This window comes from Haloarchaeobius sp. FL176 (assembly GCF_024609245.1).
Lineage (GTDB): Archaea > Halobacteriota > Halobacteria > Halobacteriales > Natrialbaceae > Haloarchaeobius.
This window is the reverse complement of record NZ_JANJYH010000003.1, coordinates 125,975-149,227: the sequence shown is the minus strand read 5'-3', so window position 1 is coordinate 149,227 and position 23,253 is coordinate 125,975. Positions and strand designations below refer to the sequence as shown.

Here is a 23,253-nt window from a genome sequence, read left to right as displayed (position 1 = left end):
CCGTTTGGTTCGCCGCGAGCCGTCCGTGAGCGCCGCTACTGCGTCGCGTCGGCCGCATCGTCCGTCCCCTCGCCGGTATCGCCGTCGCCGGGACCGCCCCCCGCGGGCACGTCGCCCTGGAACGCCTCGCCGAGCTGCTCGCGCCACTCCTCGGTCGCCGCGAGGTCGGCCTCCAGCTCGGCGACGTGGTCGGCGAGTTCGGTCATCGACTCGCCGTGACGCTCCTCGATGGCCGAGAGCTGCGTCCGGAGGCCTGCAAGGTCGTCCGCGAGCGCGTCGGCGCGGGCGTCGACCTCGTCCGTGCGACCGCCGACACGGTCGAGGCGCGCGTTCGTCCGGTCGAGTCCCTCGTCGAGCGTCGTCACCGCTTCGGCCACGTCGTCGACGCGGCCGTCGACCCGAGCCTCGACGGCATCGAACCGGTCCTCGACCGCGGCGAAGCGCTCGTCGACGACGTCGAACCGGTCGTCGATGTCGTCGAGACGGGCGTCGAGACCCGCCAGTCGGTCGTCAACGGCCGCCAGCCGCCCTCCGAGTGCGTCGTACTCGCCGGCGTCGGCGTCCAGACGCTCCTCGAGGTCGGCGACAGACGTGCGGGCCGCCGCGACCTCGGCCCGCAGATCGTCGACGATCTCGGTCGCGGTGCCGTGCTCGTCGATGAGTTCCGCGAGACCGTCGGCGTACGCGGCGAACTCATCGAGGCGGGCCTCCAGATGTTGGAGGTGGACCTCCTCACTGCGCGCCCTGCCGGGCGCGACGTGCTCACGCAGTCGCTCGGCCTGCTGCTCGCTCACCGCCCCGGACTCGAAGGCGTCGACCAGCGCCTCGACGACGGCGGCGGGCGGGAGCGCCGAGACCACTGCCTCGGCCGAGAGGGCGTCCGCGACCGCCTCCTCCGAGAGAGCGTCCGCGACCAGCTCGGGTGCCGGAGCGTCGGCAACGGCCGCTTCGGTGCGGTCGGCGTCCGTCCTTCCTCCTCCCGACCGCGAGCGTGACTCCGCCGAGTCGACCGGGTCGACCATGTCGATGTGGGGTTCGCCGAACACCGGCTGTACGCGTTCGAGGTCGGCGGACGCGACCACGTAACCCGTCGTCACGCTGTCCCCCGCTGGTAGGATGTCGACGAGGACGAGCGTGCCCTCGCCGTCCTCGAGCAGCCAGTCGCCGTGTCCAGCCGAGTCGAGGTCGAGCGCCTCGACCGGGAACGCCCTGTCCAGAGGCTCCTCGAGACGGACGGCTGCAGTATCGGGACGCTCCGACGTGATGTGGTACTTCACCGTCATCGCCTCGTCCCCTGGCTGGATTCCCTTTGCTACCCGAATCCCGTTCTTGGTGGTCGTTTTCGTGTTGCTCAGTGAGTTCGTCGAGTGCATTGCCGCCCCCTCCGTTCTCCTGTCGTACACACCCCACCGCCATTAATTTCACGGCGCTTTAACTGTCAATCATATCGCGTGACGGCGGGTCGGTCGGCTGCTTCGACACGCTTAATGTGGGGCTGTCCGAATCGACGCGCATGAAGCGGCTCATCATCGACGGGGACCCCGGCATCCGGAAGGACGCCATCATCGACTACGACGGCGAAGAGGTCCACTGTTTCTCGGTGACGCGCAACGGCGACTGGCACGGCCCCGAACGCGTCCAGCTCTGGTGCATCGTGGGTAGCGAAGACGAGCACGACGACTTCATGCGGCGGAAGTTCATCCCGCATCATCTGGAGGTCGACCGCATCGAGGCCGAGGCGGTCGACGTCATCAAGGGCAAGAGCGAGCTCTCGGTCTGACGCCCCTTCTCATCGACTGCTGTTCGCCGTCGCGAGTGCCGACTGGTCGACCTCGTAGATCACCACGTCTCCGAAGCGCTCTGCCACGGAGATGTAGGTCTCGCTGGCGAGGTCGTCGACGGTCTGGTGCTGACGCTCGTGCGGCCCGACGTAGACGTACTGCACGTCGTACTGGGCCAACACGTCGGCTCTGGCGGTGCTGTTCCCGGTGTACACCGTCCGGACGTCGGCGACCCGTTCGCGCCAGCCCGCTTCCGTATGATAGTTCGAGGCGTGCGTCCAGCCGGCGACGGTCGGTAATCCAGTCATCGAGGAGACACCACTGACCAGCTGCGTGGCGGGCGAGTTGACGCCGTAGACGTGCTCTCGGGTCGGCTGTTCGACGACCACGGGACGGCCCTCGTGGTCGTCCAGCCACTCGATGGCCGCCGACTGGTTCGGGTAGGTGCCTTCGGTCCACGCCTTGCTGTCGAGCGTGTCCGCGCCCTCGCCCTCGAAGTGGCCGCTGAGCGCCAGCCCGCCGTACACGGAGAGCGAGACGACGAGGACGACGGCGACGCCGACCGTCGCGACCTGTCCGACGCGTCGTCCGCTCGCGGACCGTCGTGCCGCGAGCCGCTCGCCGATGCTCCAGTCGGGCCACTGGCGGGCGACCACGTCGACGAGCATCACGCCGGCGGCGGTGCCCCAGAGCACCCACACCTGCATGTAGAACTTGAAGACGGTGTTGTAGCGGCCGCTCCCCGCCCGTTCGGAGACGAAGAGGAACTCGACCATCGTCACGAGCCCGACGGCGGCGACGAGCAGCACCGTCTCGTAGCCGAGATCGCGACCGAGCCGGAGCGTCACCCAGCCGAGGGCGAGCACCGGGAGGACGACGGCGAGCACCGCGAGGTCGAAGCGGACCGCGGCGGCCGCGAGCACGAGGAACACCGCCGCGGCGACTGCGACCACCTGCGTGTCCGAGTCGAAACCGGAGACGGCCGCGCCGACGGCGACGACGACGGTCGCACCGTAGACGCCCAGCGTGCCGAAGGCCGAGCCGAGCGCGCCCGTCGCGGCGACGGTGACGCCGAGTGCGAGGACGAACAGCAGCGCGGCGGGGCCCCGTTCGTCGGGGTCGACCTGCGTGACCGCGAGCACCCCGACCGCGCCGACGAGCGGGACCGGCACCGGTATCCAGCCGCCGAGAGCGTTGGCGACAGCGACCGTCGAGAGGACCGAGAGCGGCGCGACCATCCCGAGGTCGGGTTCGAGGTCCGGGTCGATTCTCGGTGCGAGGAACGCGACCGAGATGAGCAGGAACGCGCCGTGGACGAGCAGCAGGCCCGCCGCGCCGCTGCGGTCGGGGAGCAGCGCCAGCGACTGCCCGCTCGTCGCGCCGGTGAAGAACGGGAACGCGACGAGTGCGCCGAGCAGGCCGACAGCGATGCCGGCACAGCCCGCGCCGAGCATCCGGAGTATCTCGGCGACAGCACGGCTGTCGGTTGCCGGCTCCAGCCGCTCCCACAGCGACGCCGGCAGGAGCGAGGCCGGATGCGGTCCCGCGAACAGCACCGCGAGTGTCGTCAGGCCGGCGACGGAGGGGTAGCTCCAGGTGTTCACGACCGCGAGCAGGCCCGCGAGCAGGGGCGCGCACACTAACACGTACGTGCGGCGACGCCAGACCTGCGCGGCGGGCGTCAGCCAGTAGGCGAACCCGACCGCTGCAGTCACCAGCAGCAGCGGCGTGCTCATCATGTGGGCGTGCAGGTCCCCGTTGAGGAACGCGAACAGCGGGAACTCGTTGATGGTGTCCGGGATGACCCGGCTCGCCGGCCAGTAGCTGAACTGGTCCGGCCCGAGCGCGAGGTCCGTCCACGTGTGGCCGAACGCCCGGACCGCCTCGGGGCCGTCACCCGCGGCAGGGTTCCGGTCGACGTACGTCTTCATGCTCGACGGCAGCAGCCAGACGACGAGGCGCGCGACCGGCGCGAGGTTGCTCGCGAAGCCGACGAAGAAGAGCGCGAGTGCGCCGGCGACGGTCCGGGGCAGGTCGCGTTCGGCCGCGAGGTTCCGCGCGAGGCCGAACGCACCGCCGACGAGCGCGCCGTAGAAGGTCGCCAGCGCGAGGTTGTACGCGTACCGCGGCGCGATGCCGGTCAGGCGGGTCAGCTGTGCGGCGACGAGGTGGCCGCCGTAGTAGTACTGCACCCGGTCGCCCGCGTACCAGAAGTCCTCCGGCGGGAGGCTGTCGGCCTGGACGAGCGTCTTCAGCAGGCCGAAGTCGAGGAACTTCTCCCCGCCGCTGGCGTAGATGCCCGGGTCGACGTTGCGGATGGCGACGACCAGCCCGAAGCCGACGGCGACCGCCGTCAGCCCGAGGCCGACCGACGTCCAGTCCGGTTCGTGGTCACGCGTCAGTGCGAACGCCGAACCGCCACCGAGCACCAGCAGCGACGCGACCAGCGCCGGCCAGCCGAACGCTACCTGTCCGACGAGATAGCTGACGATGCCGACGACGGCCAGCGCGAAGGGGAGGGCGAGGGTCCCGCCCCGGTCGGAAAGGGGGGCGAAGACCAGCGAGGCGAGGGGTGCGGCGATGGCGGCCAGTCCGGCCACGGTGACGAACCACAGCAGGACCAGCCCGTACTCCATGTTCGAGAACGGAGGCGGCGGCGGGTAAGGACTTTTCCCTTCGCGGTGTCGGTGTGCGGACGACACCGAAGTCGCCCGATAGCTTCCCTGTCGCCCCGGCCGGAAACGAATGGTTTTACTCCCCTGGGGGACGCGTTCCGAACAGATGAGCCGGTCCGTCGGCGTCGTCATCCCCGCGTACGAACCGGTGGTCGACAGCCTCGTCGACTACCTGCACGCCCTCCACGATCACCTCGACCCGGCGACGGTGAGAGTCGAGCTCGACGCTCCCGACGCGTCGACCGTCACCGCACTCGAAGACGAGCCGTGTACCGTCCACGCGGTCGACCGTCGTCGCGGCAAGGGCGCTGCCATCACCTGCGGGTTCGAGGCGCTCGACACCGACGTGCTCGCGTTCGCCGACGCCGACGGCGCGACGCCCGCCGAGTCCATCGTCGACGTGGTCCAGCCCGTCGTCGACGGCTCCGCGAAGCTCTCCGTCGGTTCGCGCCGACACCCCGACGCGAACGTGCTCTCCCACCAGACCGTCGCCCGACGCTACCTCGGCGACGGCTTCGCATTCCTCGCTCGGACGCTTCTCTCCGTCCCGCTCTACGACTTCCAGTGCGGCGCGAAGGCCATCGACGCCGAGGCCTGGGCCAGCGTCCGCGACCACCTGTACGAGCCCGGCTTCGCCTGGGACATCGAACTCGTCGCCATGGCGGGTGCGCTCGGCTACGAGCCCGTCGAGGTGGCGGTCACCTGGGAGGACCAGCCGGAGTCGACCGTCTCCCCCGTCGGAACGACGCTCGAACTCGGCGTCTCACTGCTGAAGTCACGCCACCGTATGAAGCGACTCCAGGGGAGCAGCCTCCATCGCTTCGTCGCGTCCCGCCGGAGTACCAGCCTCTCGCTCGTCGACCGCCTCGGAGCCGAGACCGATGAGTGAGGACGACCCCGTCGCCGGATCGACGGACGACGACGACACGGGCGCCTCCCTGCGTGGCCGGCTGGCACCGCTCGTCTCCAGCGCCCGGTTCGGCAAGTTCGCCTCCGTCGGGGCCATCGGCGCGGGGTTCGACCTCACTGCGTCGACGACGCTCCGCGAACTCGGTGTCTTCCCCGAGGTCGCGGTCTTCATCGGCATCGAGGTCGCCATCGTCGTCATGTTCCTCCTCAACGACAACTGGACGTTCTCTGCACGGGGGACCGGCGGCGTCCTCCCGACGCTCGGCCGGCTCGGCCGCTCGCACCTCGTCCGCCTCGGGGGGACGCTGGTCCAGCTGGCGACGTTTAGCCTGCTCTACCGCGTCGTCGCCCTCGAGTTGACCGTCGCGGGCATCGACGGCTGGTTCGTCGCCTCGAAGGTTACTGGAATCGGCGTCGCCATGTTCGTCAACTACGTCGCCGAGAGTCTGTTCACCTGGCGGGTACACGCGGAATAAAGAGGCTGTCGGTCCGAGCGCCTGGTGGGAGGAACCCGCATACGGCGGTCCAAACGCAACCCTTAACTAGTGGACCGGGTTACGTGATGGTAGCGGGATGGGATAGCCAGGAGATTCCGGCGGGCTCATAACCCGCAGATCGGTAGTTCAAATCTACCTCCCGCTACTTTCTGACGCGAACCAGACGACAAGCAGAGCGGTGAGTGTGGTGAGCGTCGAAGGTAGCACCGGGAGAGATTCGAAGCACGGAGCGGGCTGGAATGGTGCGACCGTGGCTCGAATCTACCTCCCATCGTCCAGCGTTTTCGGGTCTCAACAGTTCTGCATAGCCACGTCTTCGATTACGTCCTCGGAGATGGTCGCGTTCAGCCGGACAGCTCCCGCCGATAGTGCAGCGCCTCGAACGAGGCGTCGCCGATTGTCTCGGCGGTTCTGGTCACCAGTTCGAAGCCGTGGCGTTCGTAGAACCCCTGGGCAGCGGTCTGGTCCTCGCTGGTGTGGAGGACGAAGCTGTCGAAGCCCCGGTCGACCGCCAGCGACTCCAGCTTTTCGAGCATCGCGGAGGCGAACCCCCGGCGATGGTGGGCTGGGTCGACGTGCATCCACTTCAGTTCGGCAGTGGCCGCATCGACCTCGTCGAAGACGGCCCTCTCGAACTCGCCGGCCGGACGGAAGGCCGCCGTCGCGACTACGCTCCCGTCGAGCGTCCCGACGAGGAAGGCACCGTCCGAGTCGATGTAGTCGCCCAGGAGGTCGTCGGGGTCGACCGGGTCGAGCGCGTCGCCGTAGGTCGCGCCGGCCGACCGGAGGGCATCCCGTCGGATCGCCTCGATACGGGTGCTGTCGTCCGGGACGAACGGACGGACGTCGAGCTGGCCTGTCATCACTCGACAGTCGTCGGGTGGGGCAATGAAACCAGTCGGTTCCGAAGAGCTGCTACCCGACATGGGACCGCACAGCTCCCTCGGCGAGCCGGAACGGCTTTTCGCCGGCGCCTACGACAACCGAGTATGGACGTCAGGGACCCACGGGAGCGCTACGACGACCTGCTGACCGAGCGACGGACGTGGGAGGTCGACGCGGAGACGTTCGCCGCCATGGGCGACAACGAGGCGTACACGGCCGGCTGGGTGACCATCGGCGTCACGCTGGACGATGACGGGCGAGTTCTGCTGGTCTATAACAGTGAGGAAGAGCAGTGGTTCGTCCCCGGCGGGACTGTCCAGCCGGGTGAGACCCTCCCCGAAGCACTGGTCAGGGAACTCCGCGAGGAGACCGGCGTCCCCGTCGAACCGCTCCGTCCACACGCCGCGGTCGAGAACGTCATCGAGCACGAGGGGCGCACCCGTTCGTTCACCACGGTCGCGTTCGGGGCCAGCCCCGAGACGACCGAGGTCGGCGAAGACCTTGGCGAGGACGACGAGGCCATCGAACGAGCGGGCTGGTTCGATGACCCGCCAGCGGAACTGTTCGACCGCGAGTTCGCGTCGCAGCTGATAGCACGGCTCCGCTAGTCGTCCGCGACCTCGGTCGTGGCGGTCTCGACCGTCTCGCTCCCGTCGACGAGGTGGCAGGCCGCGACGTGGTTCTCGTCGGTCCGTTCGAGCTCCGGTTTCTCGCGCTCGCAGACCGTGGTGAACGTGTCCGAGAGCCGCTCACCTGCCGATTCGAGGTCGTCGTCGAGTACGCTGTCGACGGCGGCGGCGACGCTCTCCTCGGCCGCAGGGTCGTCGAGTTCGTCCGGGAGGTCGAACTCCGCGCGGAGCGCGCGCCGGCGGTCGTCGCGGGTGATGTCGCCGGTCGCCGCATCGCTCTGGCGGGCACGGGCGAGTTCGGTCGCGCCGTCGGCGTCGACGTCGCCGCCCTCGACCTGGTGGCGGAAGTCGAGCGCGCGGCGGAACTGCTCCTGCGGAAGGTCGAGGCCGTCGGGCTGGATGACCTTCGGACAGCGCGTGTGGAACCGACAGCCGGACGGCGGGTTGTCGGGACTGGGCACGTCGCCGGTGAGCTCGATACCGAGGCCGCGCTGGCGCGGGTCCGGGGTCGGGATGGACGCCAGAAGTGCCTGCGTGTAGGGGTGCTGGGGGTTCCGGAACAGTTCCTCGGTCGGTGCGACCTCGACGATCTCGCCGAGGTACATCACGGCGACCCGGTCGCAGATCTCCCGGATGACGCCCATGTCGTGGCTGATGAACAGCATCGACAGGCCGAAGCGGTCCTGCAGGTCCCGCATCAGCGAGAGGATCTCGGACTGGATGGAGACGTCGAGCGCGGAGACCGGCTCGTCGGCGACGACGAACTCGGGGTTGACGACGAGCGCCCTGGCGAGGGCCACGCGCTGTTTCTGCCCGCCGGAGAACTCGTGGGGGTAGCGGTCGTAGTCGTCGGCGTCGAGACCGACGCGTTCGAGCAGGTCCTCGGTTATCTCCCGGCGCTCCGTGGGGTCGTCGAGCCCGTGGATGAGCAGGGGTTCGGCGACGCTCTCGCCGACTGTCATCCGCGGGTCGAACGAGCCGGTCGGGTTCTGGAAGATCATCTGGGCCTTCCGGCGGAACCGCTTCAGCTGGGACTGCGAGAAGCCGACGACGTCGTTCGGCTCGCGCGCCTCGTCGTCACCGCGGATGGTCCGGAGCTTCTCGAGTGGCGTCTTGCGGTTCGTTTCCTCCGGGACTTCGCCGTGGTAGATGACCTCGCCGGCGGTCGGCTCCTCGAGCCGGAGCAGCGAGGTCGCGGCGGTCGACTTCCCGCAGCCCGACTCGCCGACGAGCCCGAGCGTCTCGCCCTCGTAGAGCGTGAAGTCGATGCCGTCGACGGCCTTCACCTGGCCGACCTCCCGGCGGAGGATACCCTTCGTGACGGGGTAGTGCTTTTTCAGGCCCCGCACGGAGAGCACTGGCTCGCGGTCCTCGCTCATCGTCTCATACCTCCGTCCGCGTCGCACGAACCAGTTTCGGTCCCGTCGACCAGCCCACCGTCGGTGAAGGTCTCATCGCCGGCGTCCGCGTCGGCGTCACGGTCGGCCGGCGAGCGCACCACCGACGCGTCGTAGCCCACCTGATAGTAGAGACAGGACGCCTCGTGGTCACCGCCGGAGACTGGGACGAGGGTCGGCTGGTCGCCCGTGCGACAGTCCTCGATGGCGTGCGGACAGCGGTCGGCGAAGCGGCACCCGGCGGGTGGGTCCTTCGGGTCCGGCAGCGAGCCCGGGATACCGTCCGAACCGCCGCCACGGCCGGGCAGGCAGTCGAGGAGCCCCTGCGTGTACGGGTGCGAGGGGTTCTCGAACACCTCGAACACGTCGCCGGACTCCATCACCTTGCCGGCGTACATGACGACGACGCGGTCGGCCACTTCGGCGACGACCCCGAGGTCGTGCGTGATGAGCAGGATACCCATGTCGAGGTCGTCCTGCAGGTCCCGCAGCAGCCGGAGGATCTGCGCCTGGATGGTCACGTCGAGCGCAGTCGTCGGCTCGTCGGCGATGAGCAGGTCCGGGTTGGCCGCGATGGCCATCGCGACGACGACGCGCTGTTTCTGCCCGCCGGAGAACTCGTGGGGGTAGTCGTCGTAGCGCTCGCCGGCCTTCGGGATGCCGACGCGGTCGAGCAGGTCGACCGCCCGCTCCCGTGCCTTGTCCTTCGAGACGTCTTCGTGCAGGCGGATGGCCTCCGCGACCTGCCTCCCGACGGTGTACACCGGGTTCAGCGAGCCCTGCGGGTTCTGGAAGACGTGGCCGATGCGGTCGCCCCGGATCTTCCGCAGACGGCGCTTCGAGAGCTGCAGGAGGTCGCGCCCGTCGAAGGTGACCCGGTCCCCGGTGACCCGCCCCGGAGGCTCCTTGACCAGTCGGGTGATGGACTCGCTGGTGACGGTCTTGCCGGACCCGGACTCGCCGACGATACAGACTGTTTCACCGCGGTCGACGTCGAACGAGACGCCGTCGACCGCGTGGACCGTGCCCGAATCGGTGTCGAACGTGACCTCGAGGTCACGCACTTCGAGTAGCGACATTATGAATCACTCCGTGGGTCGAGGACGTCTCTGAGGGCGTCACCGAGCACGCTGAACGAGAGCACCGTCACCGAGAGGACGATGACCGGGATGGTCGACATCCACCAGCCGTCGGGGATGAACTTCAGCTGGCTCGAGATTGTCTCCCCCCACGAGGGGAGCATGATGTTGTTCAGCGCGAGGAACGCGATTGCGGCCTCGGCCAGGATGAGGTTCGGTATCTGCCGCGTGACCGAGGTGAGGACCGTGTTCGACACGTTCGGAAGGATGTGTCGGCCCATGATGCGCCAGTGCCCTGCGCCGGCGCTCCGTGCGGCCGTCACGAAGTCCGCCTCGCGTCGCTGGATGACCTCCGAGCGGACGAGCCGCGCCGCACCGGCCCACGAGAACAGCCCGAAGACGACGACGAGGACGAACAGACTCCGTCCGTATACGTGGATGGTGATCATGTAGACGATGATCGCCGGCACCGTCTGCTGGATGTCCGTGTAGCTCATCAGCAGGTCGTCGACGACGCCACCGACGTAGCCCGCGACCGTCCCGACGAGCGTTGCGAGCGGGACGATGAGCATCGAGCAGATGAGCGCCACCTGGAGCGAGACCCGCATCCCCGTGAAAACGAGAGGGATGAGTCCCTGGCCGTACCGCGCCGTCCCGAGCGGGTAGTCCCACGTGCCGTAGCAGTTGCTCCCACGCCCGGGCGCCTCGGCGTACGCCGGACAGGACGTCGAACTGGCCCCGCCGGCAATCGGATCGAACTGCAGCAGGTCGTAGATCACGACCTGGAGCAGCTCGATACCGACGACCAGCAGGAGGCCGAACGCAACGAGGACAACTGCGGTCGAACGGAGCTGCTCGACGCCGAACGAGCGCCCGGAGCGGACCGCCCAGCCAAGTCCCCACGCGACACCGACCACCGCAGCGATACCGGCTGCGGTCCGGAAGCTCGCCAGGGAGAACACGTTGAACACGGTCCCGACCAGCGTGAACGTCGCGAGGAAGCCCAGCCCGACGCGGACGAGCACACGAGCCACGTCGCCGAAGCCGCCGAGTTCCCGCCCACGGTCGAGGCTGTCGAGGAGCCCCCACGTCGCGAGCGCACAGAGCGAGCCCACGACCAGCACCGAGAACAGGTCCACCCGGCCGAGCGGCGTCGCGGCCGACACCGGCGGGCGTGAGGTCGCCGGGATGTCGGTACTCGGCTGCCCGACCAGCAACGGCCCGAACACGCCACCGAAGAAGAACAGCGTCACGTAGCCGAGCGCGAAAGTCGCCGCCCGGTTGTTCGTCAGCTTGTCGAAGTAGGCCTTCGTCCGGTCGAGATTCTCGTACATCGGATACAGCACGTAGAAGACGAAGACGAGGAGCGACACGCTGAACAGCCAGTCGATACCGCGGACGTCCCACGTGAACGGTTCCTTGAGACCCTCCGCGAGCCCCACGTTGTAGAACAGGGGGTCCGGTGACGCGACGGCGAAGTCGTACCAGAACGCCGCGAGGACGACAGCCAGACTGGCGAGAAACAGCGCCGAGCGCCGACCGACCCCACCACCCGACGGTTCGACAGCGTCCCAGTCCACCTGCTCGAACCGTGCCCGTTCGTCGGCGTCACTCGCCGCCATCTATCCGACACACCACCTGATGTTCGCCATGTTCACGACACCCAGATTCCATGCTGCTCAGTTCGTTCACAGAGGTGGATAAAAAAACTATTAGATGCTCAAATCCCGGCTTGACATATCTTCGCGCCCGAGTCTTGCGATTCTCGCTGATTCGACGGCCGCTGCCCCCCGTATTTATTAGCTCTGCTCCGACAGTCTGGGTCGAATGCTACGACAGGGTCACGGGTCGGTGGTGCGACCGTGAGCATGATCTGGCGGCTGGTACGGCGTGGGGTGTTCGCAGTCGTCTCCGCGTACATCGTCATGACGGCGGCGTTCGCAGTCATCGCGTTCACCAACGACCCGAACGTCGGGTCGGTCGCGTACGAGGCGTCGAACACGGGACAGAACATCACCGAGGCCGTCCAGGCCTACCGGGAGGCACGGAACCTGAACGACCCCATCTTCCAGCGCTGGGTGTCGTGGCTCGTCGGCATCACGACCGGCGACTGGGGGCTCTCTTACTCCACCGGCCAGCCCGTCCTCGACGTCATCTGGAGCCGCATGAAGCTCACGCTGTTCTACCTCGTTCCATCGGTGTTCGTCGCGACCGTGATGGGGATCAGCTTCGGACTGTTCTCGGCGTTCAGACAGCACTCGTTCAGCGACCGCATCGTGACCGCCGTCGCCTACCTCGGTCTCGGTATCCCGAACTTCTGGCTGGCGACCGTCCTGTTCAGTGCCGCAGTCGCACGGCACCAGTTCATCGCGTTCCCGGAGCTTCCCATCACCTCGTCGGCGCTCTACTCGTTCGACTTCACGCTGCTGTACGGGTTCATCCCGTGGCTGGACCCGAACACGACACAGGGGTTCTTCGTGCTCCCCATCATCACGCTCACGACCGCGCTCCTCGCCGGGCAGCTGCGCTACACGCGCTCGGAATCGCTGGAGTACATCGACATGGAGTTCGTGAAAATCGCCCGCGCGAAGGGTGCGGGCCCGTTCCGCGTCGCGCGGCACGTACTGCGGAACGCCGCTATCCCGCTGCTCTCGCTGTTCCTCACGGAGATGCTCAGCGTGCTCGTCCTCGGCGTCCTCGTCATCGAGGAAGTGTTCAACATTCCCGGCTTCGGGAGCCTCATGCTGCGGGCGGTCGGCGCCCGCGATATGCCGCTCATCCTCGGGGTGACGATGGTCGTCGCCTTCATCGGCATCGTCGGGAACTTCCTCCAGGACGTTGCTTACACCGTTCTCGACCCGCGCGTCGGGAGCGACACCGACTAGTCGTCGCCGTCCTCGTCGACGATGACGACCTCGCCGTCCACCACGTCGACGTTGATGAGCGTCTTCACGTTGTACGGGGACGCCTCGATCTTGTTCTCGCCGCCGACCTTCTTGATGACCGCCACGCAGTCGACGACCTCCGCCTCGATCTCGTCGAGCGCGCTGAGCACCGCCGCCAGCGTGCCACCGGTCGAGAGAACGTCGTCGAGCACGAGCACGCGGTCGCCCGCGTCGACGTCGTTGATGAACATCTCGTTCTCCGAGTAGCCGGTCTGCTGGGCCAGCGACACCTCGCCGTCGAGTCCGTACTCGCGCTTCCGGATAACCGTCAGCGGGATGTCCGTCATCAGCGATACCGCCGTCGAGATGTGGATGCCCATCGCTGCCGGTGTGACGATCTTGTCGACGTCCTCCAGGTCCGCCTTGCGGATGATGCGGATGACGATCTCGCGGAGGAGTCCAGGGTCCAGCTGCGGCACGCCGTCGCTTATCGGGTGGACGAAGTAGTGGTAGCCGTCTTTCTCGATGATGGGCGCATCGCGCAGGGACTGGCTGAGTTGGTCCATGTCGTAGCTACACGAAGCAGCAATAAAAGCTGGCGATTGCGAGCGTCGGCTGCCGCAGTGGCGTCTTCAGCCCACCTGCTGTTCGGCGAGGATGGCGGACTGCTCGCCCTTCTGCCAGACGATACGGATGGTGTCACCGACGGCGACGTTGCTCGCGTCCGTCTCGATGGTGAGGCCGTCGCCGCCCTCGAGCCCGTCTGCCCACTCGTCGGTGCCGACGATGTTGAAGTCCGAACTGTTGCTTCCAGCGTCCCAGGCGACCTCACCGTCGACGTAGACGGTGACGTGCTGCGCCTGGATCGGGTTTCCACCCGCCTGTGTCAGCGTCACGGTCTCGGTCCCGTTTCCGTCGACCTCGAAATCGTAGTCGACGACCGCGTTGGGCGTCTGCTGGGTCACCTGCGACCCGATATCCAGCACGAACACGCCGACCGACGCGGACAGCACGACGGTCAGTGCGACCATGAGGACGACGCCGATGACAGGCGACAGCGCGTCCTCGTCCGCCAGCATCCCCCTGAAGCTCATCGGTCCGGAGTTGTCGATGATGCATGATAAACAAAGCGGCCAACTGTCGTGCGGTCGTGGCCACTCGCGGCAGTGGTCGTCAGCGACGGGGCGTCACTCGAAGTCCAGCTCCGGCGGGACCTCCAGGTCGCCGAGGCGCATGTTGCGCTCGTAGTAGATGTGGACCGAGGCTGAGACCGTCAGCGTCAGCGCGATGAGCGTCGCCCAGGCGACGTCCGGGAGGAGCGTGAAGGGGTAGACGCCGCCCCAGATAGCCGCACAGAGGGCCGTGCTGACCGCGCCGAGCGAGAGATAGTACTCGCGCCACGGGAGTTCGCTGCCGGGGACGATTTCGAGGTAGATGGAGAGGTCCTGCGTCCGTGCGGTCGGCTCGACGAGCCCCGTATCCGAGTCGTAGTCGATGATCTGTGCCTCCGACATCCTCGGGAGGTGCGTCTGCTGGAGCGTCGTGTACACCCGCTTTCGCTGCTCGGAGCTCACCTCCTCGCAGGGGGTCCGGTACTCCCAGGACGCCACCTGTGTGGCGAGGTCGCCGAGTTCGACGGGCTCGCCCTTGCGCTTGAGGTACTGGAGGACGAACCGACGTCGCTGGTTCCGGAGGACGTCGAATATCTCGCCCTTCGACAGGCCGGCGTCCGACAGCGCTGTGGAGGTATCAGCGTCGGCGGAATCCTCGGGCATTGTTGGGGGAGTCTCGTGTCGGGGGTTGGAGCGGTCGTACGTCGTTGCCTCCGCCGTACATTCTACCCTACGGTGCACCCGGAGTGTACATAACGTTTCGTACTGCAGTCCGACCGACGCATCGAAGTCGATGCGGGGGCTGGTTTTTGCCAGGGAGTCCCGCGTGCTCGTGGCTTCGCAGACGTGCGAAAGACGGGTTGTGGTGACGCCATTACCGCCCTATCTAACCCATTTGAGAACTCTTAAGGTCCGCATTTCGTTCTACTTGACTAGCAATGACACCGGACCTCTGGGTCCTCCTCGCCCTCGTGGGACTGCCGTTCCTCGGGGCCGCGGCGGTGCCCCTCGTCTATCGCGTTCTCGGGGAGCGCACGGCGTACTTCGCGGCACTGGTCGCACTCGCATGTCTGGGCCTCGTCGGGCTGCTGTACGGCACCGAGGGGGCACAGTCGATCGACTGGATACCGGCGCTCGGCATCGAACTACGCTTCTACGTCGACGGACTCGCGTTGCTCATCGCCACGCTGGCCAGCGGCGTCGGCGTCTGTATCCTCACCTACTCCGGGGGGTACATGCACGGCGAGCCGGGCCAGCCGAAGTACTACGCGACGCTGCTCGCGTTCATGGGGTCGATGCTCGGCGTCGCGCTGGCGGCCGACCTCATCACCCTGTTCCTGTTCTGGGAGCTGACCAGCCTCACTTCGTTCCTGCTCATCGGCCACTACACCACGGAGTCGTCGTCGCAGTACGCCGCCCGGAAGTCGATGCTCATCACGGTCGCCGGGGGACTGTTCATGCTCGTCGGCTTCGTCCTCCTGCACGCGGTGAGCGCGGACGCGCTCGGCACGTCCACCTGGGCGCTCGCGGGCGAGGGCTCGATGCTGGAGAACGCCGGGGCGATGCGGGCGGCGCTCGAGTCCGAGGGCCTGCTCGTCGTCGCTCTCGCGTTGCTCGGTATCGGTGCGGCCGCGAAGTCCGCACAGGTCCCGCTACACATCTGGCTGCCGAACGCGATGGAGGCCCCGACGCCGGTCTCGGCGTTCCTGCACTCCGCGACGATGGTCAAGGCCGGGGTCTACCTCGTCGGCCGGTTCCGACCGCTGTTCCTCCCGGCGGACGCACATCCCGGCAGCCTCGAACTCTGGACGCTCGGGTTCGCGGCGCTCGGGCTGCTGACGATGACGGTGACGGCCATCCTCGCGGTCGCCGCGACCGACATCAAGGAGCTGCTCGCGTACTCCACGGCCTCCCACCTGGGCCTGATCATCGCCGGCTTCGGCTTCGCCGGCCACCTCGGCGCGGAGACCGGCGCGTTCCACATCCTGAACCACGCACTGTTCAAGGCCACGCTGTTCCTCGTCGCCGGCATCATCGCCCACGAGGCCGGGACACGGAAGATATCGGAGCTGGGGGGGCTGCGCGAGGACCTGCCAATCACGGCGGGTATCGCGGCCATCGCGTCGCTCGGGATGGCCGGCGTCCCACCGTTCAACGGCTTCTACTCCAAGGAGTTCCTCTTCCACGCGGCGTGGGAGACGGGCGCGGCATCGGGCGGGCTCTACTACCTGATTCCGGTCGTTGCCGTCTTCGGGAGCGTGTTCACCTTCCTCTACTCCATCCGGTTTTTGATGCTGTTCTTCGGCGAGAAGCCCGACGAACTCGGGCACGTCCACTCGCCGCCGGTGTCGATGCTGGCACCGCCGGCGCTCCTGGCGACGCTCGCGGCCGTCGTCGGCATCGGCGGTATCACGGGAACGTTCGACGTCCCGCTCGGCCCGCTCGAGGAGTTCGTCGGGAACGTCATACACGCGGTCGAACCCGCGGGCGCGGAGGAGACCGCGTTCCACTACTACCTGCCGACCACGGTGACGCCCTGGGCAATCATGAGCGGGGTCACCATCGTGGCCGGCGCGGCGCTGTACCCGCAGTACGGTCGGCTCCACGACGGTATCCGGTCGCTGCTCCGTGGTCCGGTGCGCGCGAACTGGTGGTACGACACCGCCACGGAGGAGCTGAACCCGACGAGTACGGCTGTTCGTGACCGGGTGCAGAACGGCCTGCTGCGGACGTACGCGACGTGGGTTTCGGCGGCGTTCGTCGTGCTCACGTTCTCGGGGTACCTCGCGACGAACGTGGGCGTCCCGCTCCCGACGGAGCCCGCGACCTATCTGCCGCTCGCCCTGACGGGCGTCGTGCTCGTCGCCGCAGTCTCGGTGTTCGGCGACGTCTCACTGCGCACCGCGACCGCGGTGGCCAGCGTTCTCTCCCTCCTCGCGGTGGGAATCTTCGTCTGGGCCATCTTCGGGTTCGGGCTCGCCCCGGGCGAGCTGGCGACCCAGCCACCCGTCGTGTTCGTGCTCGCGCTGGCGGCCGTCGCAGGTATCGCCGTCTCGCGTGCGCCGTCACATATCGCCGGTGTGCTCACGCTCTCCATCCTCGGGTTCATGGTCGCCATCTTCTACATCCTGCGGGACGCTCCCGACCTCGCGCTGACCCAGCTGGTCGTCGAGACGCTCGTGCTCGTGATATTCCTGCTCGTGCTCGACAAACTCCCCGCGTTCTACGGCGGCTGGAACCGCGGGCGGATGGCCAGAGACGGCGTGCTCTCGCTCGCTGTCGGCGCGGTCGTCACGACGACCGTGCTCGTCACGACTGCGGCCAGTCCGAACGAGGAGTCGGTCATCGCACGCGGCCTCGCCGAAGCCTCGTACCCCGAAGCTGGCGGGAACAACATCGTGAACGTCATCCTCGTCGACTTCAGGGCGTTCGACACGATGGGCGAGATCGCGGTCGTCTCGATGGCCGCGCTCTCTATCGTCACGCTCATCGCCCTCCGGGAACGAGGTGAGACGAGATGAGCTACGGCGACGACACGACGGTCATCGCACGAACCGTTGCCCGCATCACGCTACCGCTCGTGCTCGTGGTCGCCATCGCGCTGCTGTTCCAGGGCCACAACCTGCCGGGAGGCGGGTTCATCGCGGGCGTCCTCACGACGGCCGCGTTCGCGCTGGTGTACATCGTGTTCGGGATGGAGTACGTTCAGGAGACCATCTTCGGCGACGAGTACGAGCCCGCCGGTAGCGTCGCCGGCCCGCTGGTCGTCGACCGCTATCGGACGCTGTTCGGTGTCGGGCTCGCGATCGCTGCCGGCACCGGCCTCGGCGCGATGGCGTTCGGGAAGCCGTTCCTGACCCACACGGACGAGGTGGTGAAGCCGTCCACCGAGTACGTCGCGTGGATCCCGGGCGCTGACTTCATCTTCGGGACGCTGTTCGAGTTCCACTGGGCGACGGCGTTCGTGTTCGACATCGGCGTCTACTTCGTCGTCGTGGGTGGACTTCTCGCGATTCTCGCGGTGGTGGGTGGCGAATGACGGAGTTCGTCCTCGCCCTCGTGCTCGGCCTGCTGTTCGCGCTCGGGACGTTCCTCGTCCTGCGACGCGACGTGGTCCGAGTCGTCTGGGGGGTCTCCATCATCTCGCAGGCCGCGAACGTCTACCTCGTGACGATGGGGCTGCTCGACGGGACAGTTCCCGTGCTCGAGGGCCACGGTGAGGGCGCAGGGGCCGTGACGGACCCCCTCGTGCAGGCGCTCGTCCTGACCGCCATCGTCATCGGCTTCGGGACGACCGCGTTCGCCCTCGTGCTCACCTACCGGGTGTACGAGGAGCACGGCACCATCGACCTGCTCGAACTCGGAGGTGAGACCGATGGCAACTGAACAGGTCGTCGTCGCGCCGTTGCTCGTCGCGCTCGTGACGGCCATCCTGACACTCGTCGTCCACCGGTACGTCCGCGTCCAGAAGGTCGTCAGTGCACTCGGCGGCCTCGCGTACGTCGGTGCGGTCGCGATGCTGATCCAGCGAGTGCGCTCCGGTGCCGGCTCACACGGCGTCGAGGGCGTCCTCACCTACCAGCTCTCCGAGTGGGGCGCACCATTCGGCATCACGCTCGTCGCCGACGACCTCTCGGCGTTCATGCTCGGGCTGACGGCCGTCGTGAGCCTGCTCGCGCTCGCGTTCTCCATCCAGTACGTGGACGAGGCGGGCCAGCGGGTCTCGTACCACCCGCTCTACCACTTCATGCTGGTCGGGGTGACGGGGTCGTTCCTCACAGCCGACATCTTCAACCTGTTCGTCTGGTTCGAGGTGATGTTGATGTCGAGCTACGTCCTCGTCGTCTTCTACTCCGGACCGCAACACACGAAGGCGGCGCTCCAGTACGTCGTGCTCAACCTCGTCGGGAGCGCGTTCATGCTGCTCGCCATCGGCGGCCTCTACTCGACGACCGGCACGCTGAACATGGCCGACCTGGCCCGCCGGCTGGCCGACCCGGCGAGCTTCGGCATCAGCCTCGTACCCGTGCTCGGCCTCTCAGCGGTGCTGTTCGTCGTGTTCGCACTCAAGGCCGGTATCGTCCCGTTCCAGTGGTGGGTGCCCGCGGCGTACCGTGCTGCACCCGCCCCCGTCTCGGCGATGCTCGCCGGCGTCGTCAAGAAGGTCGGCATCTACGCCATCATCCGGCTCTACTTCACCGTGTTCGCCAACGCCGCACCGATGGACCTCTCACTGCCCGGTGTCGTCGGCGAGTCCACGCTCGCCTTCTTCGGGCCAGTGCTGTTCATCATGGGTGCGGCGAGCATCATCCTCGGTGGGGTCGCCGCGGTGAACCGCGACAACGTCGACGACCTGCTCGCGTACTCCAGCATCGGCCAGGTCGGCTTCATCGTCATCGCGCTGGCGTTCGCCGCCGGCGGCGTCGTCGCCGGCTGGGAGGCACCCGACCCGTACGGGAGCGTCGCGGTGCTCGGGCTGGCGGCCGCGCTGGTCTACTCGCTGAACCACGCGCTGGCCAAGGCCGCGCTGTTCCTCGCCAGCGGCGCGGTGTACGAGTCCGTCGGCTCCATCGAGTTCGACGACCTCGGCGGCATCGCCGGCCGAATGCCGCTGCTCTCGACTGGCTTCTTCGTCGCCGCGCTCAGCCTCGTCGGCATCCCGCCGCTGCTGGGGTTCTTCGGGAAGTTCCTCGTCTTCGACGCGGCGGTCAACGCCGGCTCGAACCTCGGCATCGGGCTGGCGCTGCTGGGGGCGATCCTCACTATCGCCTACGTCACCCGTGCCTGGAACCGCGGCTTCTGGGGCGAGCGTAGCGAGGCCGTCGAGCAAGCGACGCCGCAGTACGGCCTGTTCGCGACGGTGCTCGTGCTCGCGGTGGTCGCCCTCGGGGTCGGCGTCGCGTTCGACCCGGTCGTCGACGCGGCCATCGACGCAGCGAACGCCGCGCTCGGGACCGGCGACTACATCGAGGCGGTCGGGCTCGAAGAGAGCCTCACCAGCGGTGGAGGTGGTCACTGATGTCTCAAGACCAGACGACGAGCGTCGAGGAGCCGGAGACGTACGACATCGAAGAGAATCAGGACGAGCGCGCGTCGAAGTGGCCCGCCATCGGCGTCGCACTGGCGGTCCTCTGGCTGTTCGTCCGTGGCGTTCACTTCATCGACGAACCGGGGCTCGCCGCCGGGGAGTTCATCATCGGGCTCGCGGTGGGGCTCCCCATCGCCTACGCCATCCGCGGCGTCTACGCGCCGACGTACGGGCTGCGGCGCTCGCTGTCGGTGCTCCCGGCGGCCGGCATCTACCTCGGCCTGTTCCTCTGGGAGCTGGTGACGGCGAACATCGACGTGGCACGTCGGGTGCTCTCGCCGTCGATGCCCATCGACCCGAGCGTCGTCGAGGTGCCGCTCCGCGTGGAGTCGGCGGTCGCAATCACGACCATCGCGAACTCCATCACGCTCACACCGGGCACACTCACCATGGACTACGACGAAGAACGAAACTCGCTGTTCGTCCACACGCTCGCCGCGACCGACGAGGAGTCGGTCGTCGAACCGATCCGGCGCTGGGAGGACTACGCGCTCGTCATCTTCGACGAACGCCTCTCCCCCGGCTCGCCGGTGCCGGAGCCCGACGGGGGTGAGGACGATGCTTGATATCGGGAACGCCCCCGACTGGTTCATCGTGAGCCTGAACCTCGGGCTGTTCATCGCCAGCGCCGTCACGCTACTGTGTGCCTACCGGGTCATCCGGGGGCCGACGACCCCCGACCGTGTCGTCGCGCTCGACACCATCGGGACCAACGTCGTCGCCATCGCCATGCTCTGGGCGATGATCCAGGGCCGAGGCCTGTTCGTCGACGTGAGCCTCGTGCTCGCCATCATCGGCTTCGTCAGCACCATCGCCGTCGCACGCTACGTCACGGAAGGTGACATCATCGAATGACGCTACTCGAGACCATCCAATACGCCGCAGTCGCCGGGTTCGTGCTCGTGGGCAGTTTCTTCCTGCTCGTCGGGACCATCGGGCTCATCCGCTTCCCGAACGTCTACAACCGGCTGCACGCGACCAGCAAAGCAGCGACGCTGGGCGCGGCGTCGATGTTCGTCGCCGGCTTCGTCTACTTCGGCGGGCAGGGCGTCGCTCTGGAGACGCTCGTCGCCATCGTCTTCCTGTTCCTCACCGCGCCGACCGGCGGCCACCTCATCTCGCGGTCCGCGCGGAAGATGGGCGTCGACTTCACCGACGACGTCGAGTGGCCGGTCGGCGGTGCGGGCATCGAGCGCGGCGAACCCGAGGAGACCGAGGACTGAGGGGACCGTAACCGGCACGGCTGCGCCTCTCGAACCACCGGCTGTCGTTCGAATCTCCCTCGAAAGTTCACAGTTATCGTGAACGTCGGTCGTTAGAACGTCGCTGCGAGCGCCCGCGCGACCGCCAGCCCGAGCGCGGACTTCTCGCCGCTGAACTCGGAGTACCCCTCTTCGTGGACGAGCAGCGCGCGGCTCGATTCGCTGCCCATGACGCTCGCGTCGTTGGCGACGACGAACGCCAGCCCGGCACGCGAGGCCGTCTCCCTCGCCGCCGCGACCATCGCGTCGTCGTCGCCGCTCGTCTCCGTCTTGAAGCCGACCATCCGCAGGTCGGGGTGCTCCGCCCGAACGCTGTCGAGCAGCTTCGGCGTCGGCGACAGCGACAGCGACAGCTCGTCCTGCCCGGAGCGGATCTTCTCGTCCGCAGTATCGACGGTGTAGTCGCCGATGGCCGCGACGGAGACGAGTGCGTCGGCCGCGGTCTCGCCGTCGCCGCCCTCACCGTCGCCCTCGACTGCAGCGAGCGCGGCTGCCGTCATCTCCGCGACGCTCTCGACCGACACGAGTTCGGCGAAGGGGACTGTCTCGACGGCCTCGCCGGTGGTCAACGCGTGCGGGCCGACCGCGCCGTGTATCAGCGTCACATCCGCGCCGAGGACGTAGCAGGCCCGGGCGACTGCACGGCCAGTCCGCCCCGAGGAACGGTTCGTCAGCACGCGCACCGGATCGACTGCCGCCACCGTCGCGCCGCTCGTGACGACGACGTGCCGGTCGGCCAGGGGTGCCTCGCCGGCAGCTCTGGCGACCTCGAGCGCGACGGCGTCCTCCGTCGCTATCTTCGCCTTGCCCTCCTCGACGCGCGGGTCGACGAACGCCACGCCCCACGATTCCAGCGTGTCCATCGCCGCCAGCACGCCGGGGTGGTCGTACATCGGCTCGTGCATCGCCGGCGCGACGACGACGGGCACGTCAGCGCCGATCGCGGTCGTCGCACAGGTCGTGACCGGCGTGTCGTCGACCGCCGACGCTATCTTCCCGACCGTGTTCGCCGTCGCCGGCGCGATCAGGAGCACGTCCGCCCAGCCCTCGCGGCCGCAGAGTTCGACGTGCTCGACGCTTCCGGTGATCTCGCTGACCACGTCGTTCTCGGTGGCGAACTCGACCGCCCACGGGTGGATGATGCCAGTCGCACTGTCCGTCATCACGGCACGGACGGACGCCCCGCGGCGGCGCAGCTCGTGGGCCAACTCGACCGTCTTGACGGCGGCTATCGACCCGGTGACTCCCAGGGCGACGTTCACTCCGTCGAGCATAGCACCGGCTTCGTTGCCCTGGCTCATGTGTGTTCGGTGCCCTCCCGGTCGGCCACGACGCTCGGATGCATCGTCGGCTCGTCGTCGAGCGGCTCCGTGTACGCCCGGAGCGCGTCGCGGGCGCGCTCGTCGCGCTCCAGTCGCTGTGCATCGTCGATCTCCTCACAGCCCGGGGGCACCTCCCGCCCCCGCTCGGTGAAGTACCCCTCCGGAGTCACCCAGTCGTGGTAGAAGTTCGCGTCGGAGTCGTGGACGACCGTCCGTCCGACCGTCGCCCCGTGGCCCGCACAGACGATGGCTTGGTGGTACTGGTCGGCGAGGCGGCCCGCGGCGTAGATGCCGTCGACGTTCGTCCGCCCCTCACGGTCGACCTGCACGAACGTCTTGCTCCCGCGTGTCTCCGTCTCCACGCCGAGTCCGTCGAGGTACGACGCGTCCGACCACGATGCGGCGACGACCCGCCCGGTCGAAAACGACGTTCCTTCGTCGACGGTGACGGTGAAACTGCTGCCCGACCTGTCTTCGACGTCGGTGACTAGCCCGTCGCGGAACGAACAGCCCCCGATGCGAGCCTGCTCGCGTGTCCGCTCCAGCAGGCGGCGCGCGTCGACCCCGAACGGGAACCCCGGGTAGTTCTCCAGATGCGCGTTCCGTCGCAGTATCGACTCCTCGTCGTCGACGACGACGGTCTCCAGGTCCGCACGACCGGTGAAGATGCCCGCGGCCAGTCCAGCGACGCCGCCGCCGACGATGCAGACGTCTGCGTCCATACGTGCGGGT

The 23,253-nt window shown here is 67.9% G+C and carries 23 protein-coding genes and 1 tRNA gene; 13 read left to right on the top strand and 11 right to left on the bottom strand.

Features of this window, described 5'->3' with window-relative positions; genetic code table 11:
• Window positions 1-35 precede the first annotated feature (35 nt).
• Window positions 36-1,373, bottom strand: coding sequence for a hypothetical protein (locus NO978_RS06865; protein WP_257298809.1), 1,338 nt, complete (start codon window positions 1,371-1,373; stop codon window positions 36-38).
• 140 nt (window positions 1,374-1,513) lie between these two features.
• Between NO978_RS06865 and NO978_RS06860 the strand changes: the two genes are divergently transcribed.
• Window positions 1,514-1,780 carry an HAH_0734 family protein gene (locus NO978_RS06860; RefSeq protein ID WP_257298808.1) on the top strand — a complete coding sequence of 89 codons (267 nt, stop codon included), beginning with the start codon at window positions 1,514-1,516 and terminating at the stop codon, window positions 1,778-1,780.
• Between the two features lie 9 nt (window positions 1,781-1,789).
• On the opposite strand, the gene NO978_RS06855 is transcribed toward NO978_RS06860, so the two are convergent.
• Complete coding sequence (locus NO978_RS06855; RefSeq protein WP_257298807.1) at window positions 1,790-4,417, bottom strand: DUF2298 domain-containing protein; 2,628 nt, start codon at window positions 4,415-4,417, stop codon at window positions 1,790-1,792.
• Window positions 4,418-4,562: 145 nt separating this feature from the next.
• On the opposite strand from NO978_RS06855, the gene NO978_RS06850 reads away from it, so the two are divergent.
• The 3 genes from NO978_RS06850 (at window position 4,563) to NO978_RS06840 (ending at window position 6,007) form a co-directional block, all read left to right on the top strand.
• A complete protein-coding gene (locus tag NO978_RS06850) occupies window positions 4,563-5,345 on the top strand; it encodes a glycosyltransferase (protein ID WP_257298806.1) in 783 nt (260 codons plus the stop codon).
• Window positions 5,338-5,841, top strand: coding sequence for a GtrA family protein (locus NO978_RS06845; RefSeq protein ID WP_257298805.1), 504 nt, complete (start codon window positions 5,338-5,340; stop codon window positions 5,839-5,841). Before NO978_RS06850 ends, NO978_RS06845 begins: the two co-directional genes overlap by 8 nt.
• 91 nt (window positions 5,842-5,932) lie before the next feature.
• A tRNA-Met gene (locus NO978_RS06840) sits at window positions 5,933-6,007 on the top strand.
• A gap of 199 nt (window positions 6,008-6,206) precedes the next feature.
• Here NO978_RS06840 and NO978_RS06835 read toward each other — a convergent pair.
• Window positions 6,207-6,725 carry a GNAT family N-acetyltransferase gene (locus tag NO978_RS06835; protein ID WP_257298804.1) on the bottom strand — a complete coding sequence of 173 codons (519 nt, stop codon included), beginning with the start codon at window positions 6,723-6,725 and terminating at the stop codon, window positions 6,207-6,209.
• Between the two features lie 126 nt (window positions 6,726-6,851).
• Here NO978_RS06835 and NO978_RS06830 point away from each other — a divergent pair, with 126 nt between their 5' ends.
• Window positions 6,852-7,355: an NUDIX hydrolase gene (locus NO978_RS06830; RefSeq protein WP_303647222.1), complete on the top strand. Its 504-nt coding sequence runs from the start codon at window positions 6,852-6,854 to the stop codon at window positions 7,353-7,355.
• Here NO978_RS06830 and NO978_RS06825 read toward each other — a convergent pair.
• Genes NO978_RS06825 through NO978_RS06815 form a run of 3 tightly spaced genes read right to left on the bottom strand, consistent with a single transcriptional unit; the run spans window position 7,352 to window position 11,474 of the window.
• Window positions 7,352-8,755 (bottom strand): ABC transporter ATP-binding protein, encoded by a 1,404-nt coding sequence (locus NO978_RS06825; RefSeq protein ID WP_257298803.1) that lies wholly within the window; start codon window positions 8,753-8,755, stop codon window positions 7,352-7,354. The two genes, NO978_RS06830 and NO978_RS06825, sit on opposite strands and share 4 nt — an antisense overlap.
• Entirely contained in the window at window positions 8,752-9,852 is a 1,101-nt protein-coding gene (locus NO978_RS06820; RefSeq protein ID WP_257298802.1) for an ABC transporter ATP-binding protein, read from the bottom strand. Before NO978_RS06820 ends, NO978_RS06825 begins: the two co-directional genes overlap by 4 nt.
• Window positions 9,852-11,474 carry an ABC transporter permease gene (locus NO978_RS06815; protein WP_257298801.1) on the bottom strand — a complete coding sequence of 541 codons (1,623 nt, stop codon included), beginning with the start codon at window positions 11,472-11,474 and terminating at the stop codon, window positions 9,852-9,854. Before NO978_RS06815 ends, NO978_RS06820 begins: the two co-directional genes overlap by 1 nt.
• Window positions 11,475-11,720: 246 nt before the next feature.
• Here NO978_RS06815 and NO978_RS06810 point away from each other — a divergent pair, with 246 nt between their 5' ends.
• Window positions 11,721-12,737, top strand: coding sequence for an ABC transporter permease (locus NO978_RS06810; RefSeq protein ID WP_257299138.1), 1,017 nt, complete (start codon window positions 11,721-11,723; stop codon window positions 12,735-12,737).
• Here the strand turns inward: NO978_RS06810 and hpt are convergent.
• The 3 genes from hpt to NO978_RS06795 all read right to left on the bottom strand — a co-directional run bounded on the left by hpt (window position 12,734) and on the right by NO978_RS06795 (window position 14,512).
• Window positions 12,734-13,303: a hypoxanthine/guanine phosphoribosyltransferase gene (hpt, locus tag NO978_RS06805; protein WP_257298800.1), complete on the bottom strand. Its 570-nt coding sequence runs from the start codon at window positions 13,301-13,303 to the stop codon at window positions 12,734-12,736. The two genes, NO978_RS06810 and hpt, sit on opposite strands and share 4 nt — an antisense overlap.
• A 66-nt stretch (window positions 13,304-13,369) precedes the next feature.
• The gene (locus NO978_RS06800) at window positions 13,370-13,831 is read right to left on the bottom strand and encodes a type IV pilin N-terminal domain-containing protein (RefSeq protein ID WP_257298799.1); all 462 of its coding nucleotides are present in this window, start codon (window positions 13,829-13,831) and stop codon (window positions 13,370-13,372) included.
• Between the two features lie 93 nt (window positions 13,832-13,924).
• Window positions 13,925-14,512, bottom strand: a complete 588-nt coding sequence (locus NO978_RS06795) for a hypothetical protein (RefSeq protein ID WP_257298798.1) — start codon at window positions 14,510-14,512, stop codon at window positions 13,925-13,927.
• A gap of 275 nt (window positions 14,513-14,787) precedes the next feature.
• Between NO978_RS06795 and mbhE the strand changes: the two genes are divergently transcribed.
• From mbhE to mnhG, 7 genes are read left to right on the top strand one after another with little or no spacing between them, the layout of a single operon-like run.
• Window positions 14,788-17,370 (top strand): hydrogen gas-evolving membrane-bound hydrogenase subunit E, encoded by a 2,583-nt coding sequence (gene mbhE / locus NO978_RS06790; RefSeq protein WP_257298797.1) that lies wholly within the window; start codon window positions 14,788-14,790, stop codon window positions 17,368-17,370.
• Complete coding sequence (locus NO978_RS06785) at window positions 17,367-17,888, top strand: MnhB domain-containing protein (protein ID WP_257298796.1); 522 nt, start codon at window positions 17,367-17,369, stop codon at window positions 17,886-17,888. Before mbhE ends, NO978_RS06785 begins: the two co-directional genes overlap by 4 nt.
• Entirely contained in the window at window positions 17,885-18,235 is a 351-nt protein-coding gene (locus NO978_RS06780) for a sodium:proton antiporter (RefSeq protein WP_257298795.1), read from the top strand. The genes NO978_RS06785 and NO978_RS06780 overlap by 4 nt, the downstream gene beginning before the upstream one ends.
• Window positions 18,225-19,868, top strand: a complete 1,644-nt coding sequence (locus tag NO978_RS06775) for a complex I subunit 5 family protein (protein WP_257298794.1) — start codon at window positions 18,225-18,227, stop codon at window positions 19,866-19,868. The genes NO978_RS06780 and NO978_RS06775 overlap by 11 nt, the downstream gene beginning before the upstream one ends.
• On the top strand, window positions 19,868-20,503 hold the full coding sequence (locus NO978_RS06770; protein ID WP_257298793.1) for a Na+/H+ antiporter subunit E: 636 nt from the start codon (window positions 19,868-19,870) through the stop codon (window positions 20,501-20,503). Before NO978_RS06775 ends, NO978_RS06770 begins: the two co-directional genes overlap by 1 nt.
• On the top strand, window positions 20,496-20,792 hold the full coding sequence (locus tag NO978_RS06765; RefSeq protein WP_257298792.1) for a cation:proton antiporter: 297 nt from the start codon (window positions 20,496-20,498) through the stop codon (window positions 20,790-20,792). The genes NO978_RS06770 and NO978_RS06765 overlap by 8 nt, the downstream gene beginning before the upstream one ends.
• Window positions 20,789-21,160, top strand: coding sequence for a monovalent cation/H(+) antiporter subunit G (mnhG, locus tag NO978_RS06760; protein ID WP_257298791.1), 372 nt, complete (start codon window positions 20,789-20,791; stop codon window positions 21,158-21,160). The genes NO978_RS06765 and mnhG overlap by 4 nt, the downstream gene beginning before the upstream one ends.
• A 92-nt stretch (window positions 21,161-21,252) precedes the next feature.
• Here mnhG and coaBC read toward each other — a convergent pair whose 3' ends face one another.
• Together coaBC and NO978_RS06750 are read right to left on the bottom strand one after the other, a co-directional pair.
• Window positions 21,253-22,473 (bottom strand): bifunctional phosphopantothenoylcysteine decarboxylase/phosphopantothenate--cysteine ligase CoaBC, encoded by a 1,221-nt coding sequence (coaBC, locus tag NO978_RS06755; protein ID WP_257299137.1) that lies wholly within the window; start codon window positions 22,471-22,473, stop codon window positions 21,253-21,255.
• 23 nt (window positions 22,474-22,496) lie between these two features.
• Window positions 22,497-23,243 carry an FAD-dependent oxidoreductase gene (locus tag NO978_RS06750; RefSeq protein ID WP_257298790.1) on the bottom strand — a complete coding sequence of 249 codons (747 nt, stop codon included), beginning with the start codon at window positions 23,241-23,243 and terminating at the stop codon, window positions 22,497-22,499.
• Between the last annotated feature and the right edge of the window lie 10 nt (window positions 23,244-23,253).

What these genes read in the sequence shown, in the direction of transcription:
- NO978_RS06865 (WP_257298809.1), bottom strand. Translation starts at nt 1,373, where the DNA reads ATGCACTCGACGAACTCACTGAGCAACACGAAAACGACCACCAAGAAC.
- NO978_RS06860 (WP_257298808.1), top strand. Translation starts at nt 1,514, where the DNA reads ATGAAGCGGCTCATCATCGACGGGGACCCCGGCATCCGGAAGGACGCC.
- NO978_RS06855 (WP_257298807.1), bottom strand. Translation starts at nt 4,417, where the DNA reads ATGGAGTACGGGCTGGTCCTGCTGTGGTTCGTCACCGTGGCCGGACTG.
- NO978_RS06850 (WP_257298806.1), top strand. Translation starts at nt 4,563, where the DNA reads ATGAGCCGGTCCGTCGGCGTCGTCATCCCCGCGTACGAACCGGTGGTC.
- NO978_RS06845 (WP_257298805.1), top strand. Translation starts at nt 5,338, where the DNA reads ATGAGTGAGGACGACCCCGTCGCCGGATCGACGGACGACGACGACACG.
- NO978_RS06835 (WP_257298804.1), bottom strand. Translation starts at nt 6,725, where the DNA reads ATGACAGGCCAGCTCGACGTCCGTCCGTTCGTCCCGGACGACAGCACC.
- NO978_RS06830 (WP_303647222.1), top strand. Translation starts at nt 6,852, where the DNA reads ATGGACGTCAGGGACCCACGGGAGCGCTACGACGACCTGCTGACCGAG.
- NO978_RS06825 (WP_257298803.1), bottom strand. Translation starts at nt 8,755, where the DNA reads ATGAGCGAGGACCGCGAGCCAGTGCTCTCCGTGCGGGGCCTGAAAAAG.
- NO978_RS06820 (WP_257298802.1), bottom strand. Translation starts at nt 9,852, where the DNA reads ATGTCGCTACTCGAAGTGCGTGACCTCGAGGTCACGTTCGACACCGAT.
- NO978_RS06815 (WP_257298801.1), bottom strand. Translation starts at nt 11,474, where the DNA reads ATGGCGGCGAGTGACGCCGACGAACGGGCACGGTTCGAGCAGGTGGAC.
- NO978_RS06810 (WP_257299138.1), top strand. Translation starts at nt 11,721, where the DNA reads ATGATCTGGCGGCTGGTACGGCGTGGGGTGTTCGCAGTCGTCTCCGCG.
- hpt (WP_257298800.1), bottom strand. Translation starts at nt 13,303, where the DNA reads ATGGACCAACTCAGCCAGTCCCTGCGCGATGCGCCCATCATCGAGAAA.
- NO978_RS06800 (WP_257298799.1), bottom strand. Translation starts at nt 13,831, where the DNA reads ATGAGCTTCAGGGGGATGCTGGCGGACGAGGACGCGCTGTCGCCTGTC.
- NO978_RS06795 (WP_257298798.1), bottom strand. Translation starts at nt 14,512, where the DNA reads ATGCCCGAGGATTCCGCCGACGCTGATACCTCCACAGCGCTGTCGGAC.
- mbhE (WP_257298797.1), top strand. Translation starts at nt 14,788, where the DNA reads ATGACACCGGACCTCTGGGTCCTCCTCGCCCTCGTGGGACTGCCGTTC.
- NO978_RS06785 (WP_257298796.1), top strand. Translation starts at nt 17,367, where the DNA reads ATGAGCTACGGCGACGACACGACGGTCATCGCACGAACCGTTGCCCGC.
- NO978_RS06780 (WP_257298795.1), top strand. Translation starts at nt 17,885, where the DNA reads ATGACGGAGTTCGTCCTCGCCCTCGTGCTCGGCCTGCTGTTCGCGCTC.
- NO978_RS06775 (WP_257298794.1), top strand. Translation starts at nt 18,225, where the DNA reads ATGGCAACTGAACAGGTCGTCGTCGCGCCGTTGCTCGTCGCGCTCGTG.
- NO978_RS06770 (WP_257298793.1), top strand. Translation starts at nt 19,868, where the DNA reads ATGTCTCAAGACCAGACGACGAGCGTCGAGGAGCCGGAGACGTACGAC.
- NO978_RS06765 (WP_257298792.1), top strand. Translation starts at nt 20,496, where the DNA reads ATGCTTGATATCGGGAACGCCCCCGACTGGTTCATCGTGAGCCTGAAC.
- mnhG (WP_257298791.1), top strand. Translation starts at nt 20,789, where the DNA reads ATGACGCTACTCGAGACCATCCAATACGCCGCAGTCGCCGGGTTCGTG.
- coaBC (WP_257299137.1), bottom strand. Translation starts at nt 22,473, where the DNA reads ATGCTCGACGGAGTGAACGTCGCCCTGGGAGTCACCGGGTCGATAGCC.
- NO978_RS06750 (WP_257298790.1), bottom strand. Translation starts at nt 23,243, where the DNA reads ATGGACGCAGACGTCTGCATCGTCGGCGGCGGCGTCGCTGGACTGGCC.